The organism is Asanoa siamensis, assembly GCF_016862555.1.
GTDB classification, from domain to species: Bacteria; Actinomycetota; Actinomycetes; order Mycobacteriales; family Micromonosporaceae; genus Asanoa; species Asanoa siamensis.
In genome coordinates this window covers 1-13194 of record NZ_BONE01000066.1, presented here as the reverse complement: position 1 = coordinate 13194, position 13194 = coordinate 1, and the positions used below count along the sequence as shown (strand labels likewise).

At 72.2% G+C, this 13194-nt stretch carries 12 protein-coding genes and 1 pseudogene; 8 read left to right on the top strand and 5 right to left on the bottom strand.

The annotated features are described in order from the left end of the window. Positions 1 to 40: 40 nt before the first annotated feature. The 4 genes from Asi02nite_RS30730 (at position 41) to Asi02nite_RS30715 (ending at position 3406) form a co-directional block, all read left to right on the top strand. The gene (locus Asi02nite_RS30730; protein WP_373312355.1) at positions 41 to 1039 is read left to right on the top strand and encodes a polyprenyl synthetase family protein; all 999 of its coding nucleotides are present in this window, start codon (positions 41 to 43) and stop codon (positions 1037 to 1039) included. A 275-nt stretch (positions 1040 to 1314) separates the two neighbouring features. Further along, complete coding sequence (locus Asi02nite_RS30725) at positions 1315 to 2109, top strand: IclR family transcriptional regulator (RefSeq protein WP_203717498.1); 795 nt, start codon at positions 1315 to 1317, stop codon at positions 2107 to 2109. 80 nt (positions 2110 to 2189) lie between these two features. Continuing rightward, complete coding sequence (locus Asi02nite_RS30720) at positions 2190 to 2684, top strand: sigma-70 family RNA polymerase sigma factor (protein ID WP_239127274.1); 495 nt, start codon at positions 2190 to 2192, stop codon at positions 2682 to 2684. After that, entirely contained in the window at positions 2681 to 3406 is a 726-nt protein-coding gene (locus tag Asi02nite_RS30715; protein WP_203717496.1) for an anti-sigma factor family protein, read from the top strand. The genes Asi02nite_RS30720 and Asi02nite_RS30715 overlap by 4 nt, the downstream gene beginning before the upstream one ends. 57 nt (positions 3407 to 3463) lie before the next feature. On the opposite strand, the gene rarD is transcribed toward Asi02nite_RS30715, so the two are convergent. The 4 genes from rarD to Asi02nite_RS30695 all read right to left on the bottom strand — a co-directional run bounded on the left by rarD (position 3464) and on the right by Asi02nite_RS30695 (position 7784). Further along, positions 3464 to 4387 (bottom strand): EamA family transporter RarD, encoded by a 924-nt coding sequence (gene rarD / locus Asi02nite_RS30710; RefSeq protein ID WP_203717495.1) that lies wholly within the window; start codon positions 4385 to 4387, stop codon positions 3464 to 3466. Then, positions 4384 to 4818 carry a GNAT family N-acetyltransferase gene (locus Asi02nite_RS30705; protein ID WP_203717519.1) on the bottom strand — a complete coding sequence of 145 codons (435 nt, stop codon included), beginning with the start codon at positions 4816 to 4818 and terminating at the stop codon, positions 4384 to 4386. The genes rarD and Asi02nite_RS30705 overlap by 4 nt, the downstream gene beginning before the upstream one ends. A 159-nt stretch (positions 4819 to 4977) precedes the next feature. Next, the gene (locus Asi02nite_RS30700) at positions 4978 to 5364 is read right to left on the bottom strand and encodes a phage holin family protein (RefSeq protein ID WP_203717494.1); all 387 of its coding nucleotides are present in this window, start codon (positions 5362 to 5364) and stop codon (positions 4978 to 4980) included. Positions 5365 to 5465: 101 nt separating this feature from the next. Next, positions 5466 to 7784, bottom strand: coding sequence for a hypothetical protein (locus tag Asi02nite_RS30695; RefSeq protein WP_203717493.1), 2319 nt, complete (start codon positions 7782 to 7784; stop codon positions 5466 to 5468). A gap of 212 nt (positions 7785 to 7996) precedes the next feature. Here Asi02nite_RS30695 and eccB point away from each other — a divergent pair, with 212 nt between their 5' ends. From eccB to Asi02nite_RS43000, 4 genes and pseudogenes are all read left to right on the top strand, one after another. Continuing rightward, on the top strand, positions 7997 to 9340 hold the full coding sequence (gene eccB / locus Asi02nite_RS30690; RefSeq protein ID WP_203717492.1) for a type VII secretion protein EccB: 1344 nt from the start codon (positions 7997 to 7999) through the stop codon (positions 9338 to 9340). Between the two features lie 133 nt (positions 9341 to 9473). Further along, positions 9474 to 9791 (top strand): WXG100 family type VII secretion target, encoded by a 318-nt coding sequence (locus Asi02nite_RS30685; protein WP_203717491.1) that lies wholly within the window; start codon positions 9474 to 9476, stop codon positions 9789 to 9791. A gap of 12 nt (positions 9792 to 9803) precedes the next feature. After that, complete coding sequence (locus Asi02nite_RS30680) at positions 9804 to 10097, top strand: WXG100 family type VII secretion target (RefSeq protein WP_203717490.1); 294 nt, start codon at positions 9804 to 9806, stop codon at positions 10095 to 10097. Between the two features lie 528 nt (positions 10098 to 10625). Continuing rightward, positions 10626 to 11061, top strand: a pseudogene (locus Asi02nite_RS43000) (SseB family protein); the annotation flags it as partial. Here Asi02nite_RS43000 and Asi02nite_RS41920 read toward each other — a convergent pair. Next, positions 10961 to 11347: a hypothetical protein gene (locus Asi02nite_RS41920; RefSeq protein ID WP_239127279.1), complete on the bottom strand. Its 387-nt coding sequence runs from the start codon at positions 11345 to 11347 to the stop codon at positions 10961 to 10963. The pseudogene Asi02nite_RS43000 and the gene Asi02nite_RS41920 sit on opposite strands and share 101 nt — an antisense overlap. Between the last annotated feature and the right edge of the window lie 1847 nt (positions 11348 to 13194).

Sequence of the window (13194 nt, the reverse complement as noted above, 5' to 3'; positions counted from 1 at the left end):
GTGTGGCATCGTGGGTTACGTGGTGAGGGGGGCTGAGGAGCTGACCTCGATCGGGCTCGACTTCGTCGATCCGGCGGTCGAGGCGTCCGTGCGTGCGGTCCTGGCATCGGTCGAAGACGAGTTGCACAGTTGTGTGGCGAGTGCCGACCCGATGGTCACGGAAGCGGCGCGGCATCTCGTCGAGGCGGGCGGCAAGCGGTTCCGGCCGTTGCTGGTGGCACTGGGCGCGCAGTTCGGCGACCCGACCGCGCCGCAGGTGGTGCAGGCCGCGGTGGTGATGGAACTGACCCACCTCGCGACGCTCTACCACGACGACGTGATGGACGAGGCGCCCGTGCGCCGGGGCGTCCGCAGCGCCAACTCCCGGTGGACCAACTCGGTGGCCATCCTGGTCGGCGACTACCTGTTCGCCCGGGCCGCCGACATCGCCGCCGATCTCGGCACCGAGGCCGTCCGCCTGCAGGCGCGCACGTTCGCCCGGCTGGTGCACGGTCAGATCGCCGAGACGGTCGGCCCGCGGTCCGGTGTGGACCCGGTCGCGCACTACCTCGACGTCCTCGCCGAGAAGACCGGCTCGCTGATCGCCACGTCGGCCCGGTTCGGCGGCATGTTCGGCGGAGCGACGCAGGATCAGACCGAGGCGCTGGCCCGGTACGGCGAGAAGATGGGTATCGCGTTCCAACTCTCCGACGACCTGATCGACATCGCGTCGGAGTCGGCGCAGAGCGGCAAGACGCCCGGCACCGACCTGCGCGAGGGCGTGCCGACCCTGCCGGTGCTCTACGCGCTGGCTTCCGACGACACCGACGTGTCGGCCACCCGGTTGCGCGAGATCCTGTCCGCCGGGCCGGTGACCGACGACGACCTGCACGCCGAGGCGCTCTGCCTGCTGCGTGAGTCGGCCGCGATGAAGCGGGCGCGGGAGACGGTGCGCTCCTACGCCGAGGAGGCGCGGGAGCGGCTCGCCCCGCTGCCGGAGAACTCGACGCGGGCCGCGTTCGAGTCGCTGTGCGACTTCATCGCCGACCGGACCGGCTGACAGTTTCGGGTGCGCGACCCGGCGCGAGCGTGGCAGCGAAGCGTCAGCGAGCGGTCACCGGCGGGAGCGACGGTCGGGTCCCCGGCGGACCCGGGACCGCTTTATATTGATCTTGCTCGCCTTGGTCAGGTCTCCGACACTGCGGGGCGGATGAACTCCGCGTATCGGACGCATCGACGCTCCGTGTCGAGAAATTTGGCGTTCTCGATACCAACAGGCATTTCGCGGACGGGCGCTTTTTCATATGGTGTAAGCCCCGGCCCCCGGAGGTGGGTGTGCGCGACCCTCTGGCAGAACCCTCGGACCTGATTCGCAGCGTGTCCCGCGCCCTGCGGGTGTTGGAAGCCGTGGGTCGGGCCCCGAAGGGTCTGACCGTCAAACAGGTCGCCCGACGCTGCGAGCTGACCGTGGCGACGACCTATCACCTCGTGCGGACGCTGGCCTACGAGGGCTACGTCATCCGTCGGGAGGACGGCACCTACATCGTCGGGCTCGAGGTCGCCGACCGCTACCGGGAGTTGGTCGCGGCGTTCCGCGGCCCGCCCGCCGTCGGCGACGCGCTGCGCAAGGCGGCCGGCGACACCGGCTACAGCCATTACCTCGGCCGATTCGTCGGCGGTCAGGTGGCGGTCACCGCGGCAGCGGAGGGCCCGCGGTCGCCGTACCTGGAGGAGATGGTTCCCGGCTTCGACGAGGGTGCGCACGCGACGGCGCTCGGCAAGGCCCTGCTGGCCACGCTGACGCCCGATCAGCGGTTCCGCTACCTCCGGGAATACGGGATGCGGCCGTTCACGCCGCAGACGCTGACCTCGACGGAGGCGTTCGAGAGCGACCTGGCCGCCGGTGAGCGCCGCGGCATGCACCTCGAGATGGGGCAATATCGACCTGGCGTCGCGTGCGCGGCCGTGATCGTCACGCCCGATCGCGACATGGAGCGCCGGGTCGTGCTGGCCTGTTCGCTACCCGCCGCCGAGATGATGACGTCCGCGCGCGTCGTGCGGGCGAAGTTACTCACCGTGGCGCGTTCGGTCTCCGACGCATTGGGTGCACCCGACAACGGAAACGGCTGAACCACTGCCGCCAACCGTGCGTGCGTTGGGTTGACACAGATCAGGGGAGGCCCGAGAGCTTGGCCGACGACGACGCTGAGCTGCTGCGCGCACTCAACGAGGAGCACGGTGACGCACTCTTCGCGCACGCGCTGCGGTTGGTGAGTGGCGACCGGCAGCGGGCCGAAGACCTGGTCCAGGAGACGCTGCTGCGGGCCTGGCGCCATCCGGAGGCGCTCGACCCACAGCGTGGCTCCGTGCGGGCGTGGTTGTTCACGACCGCACGACACCTCGCGATCGACGCGTGGCGCCGACGGGCGTCGCGGGTCGGCGAGGTGGTGACCGACGACTTGCCCGAACCACCGCCCGAGGTCGACGAGGCCGACCGGGCGGTCGAGGCCTGGACGGTCGCGGAAGCGCTGGCCCGCCTCTCGCCGGCGCACCGCGACGTGCTGGTCGAGTGCTTCTACCAGGGCCGCTCGGTCGCGGAGGCGGCCGTCCGGCTGGGCGTGCCGCCAGGCACGGTGAAATCGCGCACGCACTACGCGCTGCGCTCGTTGCGACTTGTGTTGGAGGAGATGGGGGTGACCCAGTGACGCACTGCCCGCACGCGCTCGATGACGGTGCCTACGTGCTGGGCGCCCTGTCGCCGAGCGAACGCGCCGAGTACGAGCGGCACCTGGCCGGGTGCCCGGCCTGCCGCGAGGCGGTCGCGGAGATCGCCGTGCTGCCCGGTCTGCTGGGGCGGCTCACCGATCCCGACAGCCTGGACCTGTCGCCGTCGACGCCGCTGCCCGACCGGATGCCCGCGCTGCTGACCGCCGTCGGTGCCGAGCGGCGCCGGATCCGGCGGTCGCGGCGGCGGCGGTACGCCGGGGCGGCGCTGGTCGCCGCCGGGCTCGCGGCCGTCGTCGGGGTCGGGGTGGCCGGGGTCGATGCCGGTTGGTTCGGTGGCGGGTCGGGGGCAGGTCAGATCGCCGGCCGGGGCACGCAGATCAACGTGAAGCTGGTTCCCATGGAGCCGGTCGGCGGCACGGTGCCGGTGACGGCGGAGGTCGGGCTCAACGGGACCAAGTGGGGCACCGAGATCAGCATGCGGTGCACGTACAAGGCCGGCGGCGACAGCAAGAAGGCGTGGACGTTCCGGCTGGTGGCGCACGGCGCCGACGGGGCCAAGGAACAGGTGGGCTCGTGGATGGCGGCGGCGGGGGAGACGGTCGAGATGAACGGGGCGACCCGGTTCACCGGGCGTGAGCTGGTGCGGTTGGAGCTGACGCGATACGACGGGACGGCGCTGCTGGCGTACGACGTGCCGTAGGTGGTGGCCTTTGTCGGTGGTTTTGGCCGGCAGGCCTTGGTTTGGCCCGGCGGGTCTTTAGTTGGTGGCCAGCGCTGCTTCGGTGTTCTTGGCTCGGGCGGCCCGGGCGGTGCGTTGGGCGGTGCGGAAGCCGTCGACGGTGAAGACGACGAGGGCGACCCAGACGAGGGCGAACCCGGCGAGGCGGGCCGGCGGCATCGGCTCGTGGTAGAGGAAGACGCCGAGGGCGAGCTGCAGGGTCGGCGTGAGGTACTGCAGGATGCCGAGCGCGGTCAGCGGGATCCGGTTGGCCGCGCCGGCGAAGAAGAGCAGTGGCACGGCGGTGACGGCGCCCGCGAGGACGAGCAGGATCGTCAGGTGCGGCTCGTCGCCGAACGTGCTGTCGGGCGTGCTGGTCAGCCAGATCAGGTAGGCGAGCGACGGCAGCGCGAGCACGCCGGACTCGACGAGCAGGCCCTCGGCGGCGGCGAGGCGGAGGCGCTTCTTGACGAGGCCGTACCCGCCGAAGGTGACCGCCAGCGTCAGCGCGATGTAGGGCAGCCGCCCGTAGTCGATCGTGAGCACCGCGACGGCGGCGGCGCCGATGCCGACGGCGGCCCACTGCGCGGGCCGCAGCCGCTCACGCAGGACCGTCACGCCGAGGACGACGGTGACCAGCGGGTTGATGAAGTAGCCGAGCGCGGTCTCGACGACGCGGTCGCTGTTGACGCCGTAGATGTACATCCACCAGTTGGCGGCGAGCAGGGCGGCGGCGAGCGCGATCGCGGCGAGGGCCTTGGGGCGCTTGAGCAGGGCCAGGAGTTGCTTGCCGCGGCGCAGAGCGAGCAGCAGGAGCGCCACGAGGACGACGGACCAGACGACGCGGTGGGCGAGGATCTCGACGGAGCCGGCCTCGTGGAGCTGCTTGATGTAGATCGGCATGAACCCCCAGAGGAGGTACGCGCCGAGCCCGAACAGGTAGCCCTTGCGCAGCTCCGTCATGGGGTGTTCCGCCGGTCGATCTCCATCCAGCGGTCCGGCCGGGCGACGGGCACGAAGCCGGCCTTCGCGTAGACGCCGTGGGCGTCCCAGGTGGCGAGGATGATGCGCAGGACGCCGCGCTCGGCGAGCAGGTCCCGGGCGGCTTCGGCGAGCCAGGTGCCGAGGCCGTGGCCACGCTCGGCCGGGTCGACGTAGACGTCGCACAGCCAGCCGAAGGTGGCGTGGTCGGTGACGATCCGGGCGAAGGCGACCTGGGTGTTGCTCCTGTAGATCCCGAGCGGGATGGAGTTGGCCAGCGAGCGGTCGACGATGTCGCGGGGGCGGTTGGCGGCCCAGTAGCTGTCGGTCGCCAACCAGTGGTGGACCCGGTCGACGTCGATGCGGCCGGGATCGCTGGAGAGCTCGTACCCGTCCCGCGTCGCGGTCCAGATCGTCGCGTCGGTGGGCTGGTCGGGAGTCGGGCGCGCGAAACCGTGCCGTGTGGTCATATCCACGCAGGCGACGTTAGCCCGCGACCGGTGCGCGGTCGCGGGCCAATGCCGTCCCGGCGGCCCGTGGCGGGGCCGCTTTCCGCCGTTTTGCGGGCGGGATCAGTCGCGATCGAAGATCAGGCCGAGCACCCAGGTGACGAGGCTCACGAACAGCGCGCCGAGTACGGCCGCGGGCCAGAACCCCTCGACCTCGAACGGAAGATCGACCTGCTCGGCGATCCACCCGGTCAGCATGAAGAGCAACGCGTTGACCACGATCGCGATCAACCCGAGCGTCAGAATGTAGAGCCCACACCCCAGCGTCTTGATGATCGGCTGAAGCACGGCGTTCACGACACCGAAGATCACCGCGACCAACACGACGGTCAGCACGACCTCGCCGGTGGAGTCGGTGTCCAGGTTGATGCCGGGAATGATCAGGGTGGCCAACCAGAACGCGAACGCGGTGGCCAACAGCCTGACAAGAACACCTTTCATGAAACCCATGGGCGGCATAGTGCCACGGAGATCGCCCGGAGTCGCCCCCTGACCGGCACTTTCCCGCGCTGCTCACGGCCCGCAACCCATCGACGCCACTCGGTGTTGTCTCAGCGGTTCCGGGTTTCGGTGAGTGCACGTTCGATCGGCGTGGTCCGCACGGCGGCCCACCGGACGGCGCCGGCACTGACGACGGCGACCACGTCGCCGCGTCCCCGCACCAACCAGTCGGCGGCGTCGTGGATTCGGAGTGCGTCGGCGGCGAGAGCGGCCTCGTCGGGGCTCAAGGTCGTCCGCATGATGACGAGGTCCGCTTCCGCTAGTAGCTGTGCGTCGCCCTCCACCAGCTCGTCCCGGACCGCCACCACGGTGTGCCACCGTTCGCCCACCGGCTCGGGCCGCTCGTCGTCCGTGGCGGGCGGGTCGTGCCCGTAGTCGTCCGGCCCATCCAACTCGAGAATGTGCCGCCTGCCTGCTCTCCGCCGAGACACCGCCACCCCGCCGACGCCGGCTGGAGGGTGACCTCGGGCCGGAATTGCGCCGGCCGTCGAGCGAGCCGCCGTCGCGTTGGCGCTCATCACCGCGCTAGCCGTTGCCGCGGCGGCGTTGGTGCCGAACGGAGACGCGGTCGGAGCGTCGCACACCGCGACATTTGGTGAGCCCGGCGTTCGTCGGCGCGTGGAGACGTCGAGGACTGTCAGGCGCGGGTGCATCGGGGTCGCTCCTTCGGCTGGCCCGCTGGCCGTCCCGTGCGGCCGAGCCGCGTAAGCCGAAGCATTGCCGGGCGCCGGCCAGTGCTGCAGCGGTGCGGCGTCGGGCGTGACCGTAACGGTGTCGACGGCGCCGGCCGCCTCCTCGGCGAAGCCGTGCCAGGCCGCCCACCTGCGGGTCCGAACGTCGAGGCGCGCCCCCAACGCCAGCCCGCGTAGGGCCAGGACCTGCGCGGTCGCCAGCCCAGCCACCACGACGATCCGCGTCCCGCCCACCCGGTGTAGTCGGACCACAATCGGCGCCCCATGCCGGTCGTAACCGAGCACCATGCCGGCCGAGGGGAGTGGCTGGCTCACTAAGGTGTCCCGTGAGTTCGGGGCCACGGGGTGCCTGCGCGGTGGTCGAGGTCTCGGCCTGGGCCGACCGGGCTGCACCTGTCCCGGCAGAGGTGCCGGTTCACGAACCCGAGCCGCTTCTGCTGCGCTCCTTCCGCCATTCCTGCCCGGCGCCGACGGCGTCGGCGCCTCTGCTGAGCTCAATCCGCCGGCCCTGCCGGGCGCCGACGGTGTTGGCGCCTCTGCTGCGCTCAATCCGCCTGCTCTGCCCGACGCCGACGGTGTCTCGGCAGGGCGCGGGCTCGACCAGGCACCCGCCCGCGCCACGATCGAACCGAGCCCGAGTGAGCGCGAATGCCCGGCGAACGGCAAGGTCTCGGCCATCGCGAAGCGGTGGTCGCCGTCCCGCCGTTCGAGAGTGGCCCCCTCGACGGCTGCCAAGTGCCGCAGCGCGCGATCGGCCTGGGCCAGATGCCTCGGCGACTCCGCGGCCAGGCGGATCGCCAGTCCGTCGGCCTTGCCCACCACGACGGTCGTCGCCGCCGCGGGCAGGGCTAGCACCTCCCGCACGAGACGGTCGCCATCCGCCGTTCTCAACCGATAGCCGGCCTGACACAGCCCACCGATCGTGATGTGCGCCCAGCGCTCGTCAACCGCGGACCTGCCGTCGTGATGGACCAGCTCCGCGACCGTGGCTAGCGCGTCGTCGCTGCCAAGACGGCGATGCGGACCAAGCCGCTTGCCAACCCGCCGGGCGACGCGGGCCACCGTCGGCCGTAGATCGCCGTCGGACCGACCGACCGGCCGCCCAACCCGCAGCACGACGAACGTCCGCCGCAGCGTCAGCACCCGATCGCCGGTCAGCCGGCGGTACGACGCCGCCGCCGCAGTGCCCTCCTGCCGAGCCGTCGGCGCCCGGGCGACCGTCACCAGCAGCTCGATGCAGACGACCGGTGTTCCTCGGGCGCTGAGCCTGCCGCCAGCCTCCGCACCATGGCCCGAAATGGCGGCCTCGAGGCCATCACGCAGGACCGTCTCCCTGCCGTCGTGTGCGGCGCTCGCGGGTATGTCGTGGGCACGGAGGCCATCGAGCAAAACTTCGACGTCGGGTAGCGCGCTTCCCGGACCCGCGATCGGCTCTTCGAGCTCGAAGACCACGACCATGCCGTCCGCGTCGACGAAGGCGCCCTCGTCAGTCGTGGCCAGGTCCGGAGCCAGGAAGGCAGCCAAGCCCGCCGGGGTGGCCTGAGCCGGCAGGACGTGGCGGCGTGTCGCGTACCGGACGCATGTCGCCAACCAGGCGAACAACCATCGGCCGCGCACACGGGCAAAAGCGACGACCGCTACCGCGACCGCGGCAGCCAGCGCGGTGGCCAGGAGCATGGGTCCACGGCCGCTCGCGGCCAAAACGCCGGCGAGCGCCACCTGGGCGACCAGGATCTGGCCGAGGCGCACGCGGATCCATTGTGGAGGCGAGTGCACCATCTTCCGTGAGGGGTCCACCGTCATCGATGCCATCGGGGTAGCCTCCCCTCCGTATTCGGCGCGGTTACTCGCCGCATCCTAAGACCGTCAGTGCCCACAAGGGAGCCTCGATGCCGTCCCGGCAAGATCAGCTGCACTCCCACCAGTTCATGGTGCAGCGGGTGGTGTCCGCGCTGGTCACCCACGAGACCGACCCGGCGCAGCCGCCGTTTCGGCACGCCGCCGGTGCCGTGCTGGCCGGGGTTTTGGTCGCTGTGCTGGCGTTGGCCGGATTCGTCGTTTATGGCGCCCTCGTCGACGGCGGCGGCACGCGGTGGCGGGACAGCTCCGCCGTCATCGTCGAACGGGAGTCCGGTGCCCGCTATGTCTACCGCGACGGCAAGCTGCACCTCGCGGCCAACTACGCGTCGGCGCTGCTCGCAGTCGGAGCGCCCCAGCCGAAGACCGTGCTCGTGTCGCGCCGTTCCATCGAAGGGGTGCCCCGGGGCGGCACGCTGGGCATCGCCGACGCACCGGAGTCGCTGCCGGCCTCGGGTCGCCTGCTCGGTCCACCCTGGACCGTCTGCACCGTGCCGGGGCCCGCATCGGTGGTGCTCGTCGGCGCGACGAGCTCGGGCGGCACTGCACTCGGAGACCGCGCGGTGCTGGCAACTCATCCGGACGGCTCCCTTCATCTGGTGTGGCAAAGCCACCGCTACCGCGTACGCGATCCGGCCCTGGCGTTGACCGCCCTCGGCTGGACCACCGCGCGTCCGTTTCCGGCCGGGCAGGCGTTGCTGAGCGCCCTGCCGGCCGGCGCGGACCTGACCGTGCCGCGGATCGCCGGGACGGGCGAACGCTCGGACGCCGTGCCGTCGGCGCGGATCGGTGAGGTGTTCGTGGTGACCAGCCAGGGTGGTGGCCGGCAGTTCTCGGTGGCGCTGCGCGACGGCCTCGCCGGCATCACCCAGGTGCAGGCCGACCTCCTGCTGACGGCCAACCGGCAGGACCGGCCGGTCGACCTCGGCCAGGGGCGGTTCGCGGCCATCCCGAAGGTGCCGGATCTGGTGCCCGACGGTCTGGTGCCCACGGTGACTCCCTCGCTGGTCGAGTCGTTCGGGGGTGCGCTGTGTGCCGTGGTGCGCGACGAACGCGGCGTCGCCGAGGTGGTGGCCGGCGCCGCCGTGCCCGATGTTGCGGATGTCGCCAGATCGCGTGGCGCGGACGACGCCGCCTCTGTGTCCGTGCCGCCGGGCCGAGCGGCCCTGGTCGAGGCGGTTCCGGCGCCCGGCGCGACCGGCGGCACGGTCAGCATCGTCACGGACCTGGGCCGCCGGCACCCGGTTGTCGGCGCCGACACGTTGGCGATGCTCGGATATGGCGGTGTGCGGCCGGTGCGCCTGCCGGCGGCGGTGGTGGCGCTGGTGGAGGCTGATGCATCCCTCGATCCTGCCCGGGCGCGGGAGCCGGTCTGAGGTTATCCACAGGCGGGAGGTTGTCCACAGCAGGTGCTGTCGGGGCTACCGAACGTGTGCCGCGAAGGACTAGCGTCAGCGTCGGCATGCGAGACATTCGCGAACTTCGACGTGAGAGCGGGGTGACGTCCGGGTGTCCCAGACGCAGGCACAGGCCGCGGTGATGCAGCAGACCGCGGCCAGGTTCGAGCAGGTCGACCAGTCCCTACAGAGCATGCTGACCAACCTGATGGCGGAGCTGGCCGTCCTGCAGACCGCCTGGCGCGGTGCCGGCGGCCGCTCCTTCGAGCAGGTCAAACAGCAATGGGGCCAGGATCAGGCCGCCATGCAGCGCGCCCTACGCGAGACGGCGGGCGCGATCCGCACCGCCGGACGGCAATACGAAGCAACCGACAGCGAGGCCGCCAGCCGGATCGCCACCACCAACCGAGGCATCCAGCTGCCGTTGTAGAGGAGACCCGCGATGCGCGACGACATCCTGGTCGTCAACTTTCCCGCCCTGCAGCAGGCCGGCGCCGACATCCAGAAGGCCCTCAACACCCTCGACACGCAGCTAGGCCAGCTCGAGCGCGACGCGGCACCGTTGGTGGCCACATGGGACGGCGAGGCCAGAGCGGCCTACGACCAACGGCAGAGCCGCTGGCGCGCCGCCTCGGCCGACCTACAGGCGATGCTCCGCGACATCAAGCGGGCGTTGGACGACTCGGCGACCGACTACCTCAGCACCGAGAAGAAGAACACCAACCTCTTCCAGTGAGGTGGGCGGAGCGGGGCGCCGCCGGCACCACCCTTGCCGGCGGCGCCCAGGAGGCGAGGTTGGTTGCCCTGTCCGATGTCCAGAAAGTGCGTGCCGATTGTCACCCGGTCGCGGAGTTGCGGGTCATCCGTCTCCACATGGAGGTCGACTACCGCTAGCGTCACGCCGGTGTTGGTTGCCAGGTCAGTACGTGGGCGGTCGCGGGTCGGCCGCCACGGCGGCGGATCGCGGCTGTCGGCGCCCGGTCGGGAGCGCGCCCGCACGGGTCCGCTGGGCGATGACGGAACCTGGTGCAACTGGCAAGATGACGATTGGCAGGGAGAAGGCGGCGGCGACTACGGTCGCGAAGGGACGGGGTGCGCAACCGGCGGTCGTCGAGCACCTTTCGGGTCCACCCGCGGGTTCGGATCGCGACGGTATCGACGAGCGGTGCGGGTGATACAGCCAGTGACGTCCCTACATCGTGATCTAGCTGACACCTTGTAGGTTGTACGCGATGCGTCTGGCCTGTCCAGGAAGGGGGTGGCCGTGACCGATTGGGAACCGGCCACCGAGGTCGAGGCGGCGATGCGGGACGCGCTCCGCGCCGGCGATCAGGAACTCTACTTCCGCATCCTGGCCCGCTCCGAGCTGCTGCTCCCCGTCTCGGCGGACGCACTCGCCGGACGCGCGCCGGTCGGTTGGGGCACCTGGACGACCAACGGCCGTACGCACGTCCTCGCCTTCACATCCGGTGACGCTCTGCGCATATGCCTGGCGGACAACGCCGGGTCGGCCCGGCGCATGCCTTACCACGACCTCGCCTCCAGCTGGCCCAACCTGGAGTGGTGGCTGGCGGTCAACCCGGGCCTACCCATCGAGGGCTACCTACCGGCCTGGTTCGTGTCCCAACTCGCCCGCGGCGACGTGCGGCTCCCGGGCCGCACCATGGGCGCCCGCGCCCGCCTCGACCGAGCGGAGACGGCGGCGCGGGCCCGCGCGCGGGCCTCCGTACCCGGGCAGGTCGTCCAGGGCGAGATCATCGAACCCCCCTTCGTCGACCGCGCCGCCGCGGTGACCGGGCCGGTCCTCGAACCCGACAGCATCGAGCCGCCGCGCCGCAACCGGCCGACCAGGCCGCCCGGCTTCGACTCGCCGATCGCCTCCGGCCGGCGCCGGGGCGGGGTTGCCCCCACTGATGCCACCCCGTCGTCGCCCGCGGCGCCACCGCCGTTCCAGCCGCTGCCGCCGCCGCAGGTCACGGACGCCACGCCCTACCAGCAACGGCCCGACGACAACGGGTACGGCCGCCAGCCCGCACCCGCGACCAACGGCGACAGCACGGCGTGGCCGCCACCGGTGGTGCACGGCGACCAGCCGCCGCCGCGCTCCCTAGGCCCCGGGGCCGACCCCCCGCGCGAGGTCACCGACCGCCCGGCGCCGCAGATGCGACCCCGCTCGCCGTTCCGCGACGATCCGGCGCGGCTCAGCCCGCCCGGCCGCTTCAGCACGCCGCCACCGGCTCCTCGCCCGCCGTCCAGACCCACCTCCGGCGGCGGCTTATTCGGCGGATCCGACTCGGAGCAGGCCGGCCCAGGCCGCCGGCCGGTTCATGACGACTCGCGCCCCGCGGCCTGGTCGCCCACCAACGGCTCGACTGAGGGCAGACCCGCCCCGGGTACGCCCGACCGGGCGACCCCGCCCGGCCCGGCGAGCGGCCGGGTGCCTGGCACCGCGTCCGGCTGGCCCGACGGTGCGCTCCCGACCCGGCCCACCGAAACGCAGGGCCCCTGGCCAGACAGTGCGGGCCCGACGCGGCCCACGGACGCGCAGGGCCCGCCATCGGGGTGGGCCGACAGCGTGGGTTCGACGCGTCCCACGGACGCGCCTAGCCCTGCGCCGGGTTGGCCAGACAGCGCTGCGGGCACGACCCGGGGTACCGACCCGCAGACCCCGGCGCCGGGTTGGCCAGACGGCGGAGGCCCGGCACGGCCGGCGCCGGCATGGCCGTCGCCCGCCGCGTCCGCCCCGCCGACGACGGCACCGGCCAATTCGCCGCAGACGGCCGGGCAGCTTTGGCCCGGCTCTGCGATGCCTTCCGGTGGTACGGACGGAACGCAGCGCTGGCCTGCCCGACCGGGCGAAGCACCGGCAGCCCAGCAGTGGCCCGACCAGAGTCCGGGCGGTGCACCCTACGCGCGTCCCGAGACGCCGGAAGCCGGCTCCTCGCAGTCCGGAAGCGCGCAGTCCATGCCGGCCCGTCGCCCGGCGCCCGCCGGCGGCGAGCCAGGCGGCCAGGGCGCGTTGCCCACAGCGCAGTCCTGGGCGGGTCAGTCGCCGGCGAACCCCGCGGGCGCGCAGACCTGGACGGGCCAACCGCCGACCGCCGGTGCCCCGTCCCAGCCGGCACCGCCGCACGCCCCTAGCGAGGGTGCGGGGCCGGCAGCGCGGGCCGGATCCGCGGCCACCGACCCGCAAGCGACCGTGGCGACGCCGACCACCGCCGGAACCCGGCCCGACGAGCAAACCCCGGCTGCGGGCAGCCGGGGCGTCGCGCGGCCTGGCTCATCGGCGACGGACCTGTGGACCAGGCGTCAACCCGGGCAGAGCAGCCCGGGCAACCCGCGGCCCACGGCCGATGCGGCCCCACCGACCGACCTGTTCTCGGAGCGCAAGCCCTCCCCGACGGCCGACGATGCGCCTGCTGTGGCCGAGCGGGGTTCGTCGGCGACCGATCTGTGGTCGGACCGCAAGCCCAGTCCGACGGCGGCTGATCAGCCGGCGGCCAGGCCGGAATCGCGGTCGTCTGCGACGGACTTGTGGTCGGACCGCAAGCCCGGCCCAGCGCTTGGTGATCAGTCAGCAGCCCCGGTGGAGTCGCGGTTGTCGGCGTCGGAACTGGAGCATGCGGCGGCAGGCGATCCGTCGCCGCCTGCGGCGGAATCGCGGTCCTCGGCGACCGATTTGTGGTCGCAGCGCAAGCCCGGTCCGACGTCGGGTGATCAGTCGATGCCTGCGGCAGAGTCTGGGTCGTCGGGGACGGAGTTGTGGTCGGACCGCAAGCCGGGTCCGACGCCGGTTGATCAGTCGATACCTGTGGCAGAGTCCGGGTCGTCCG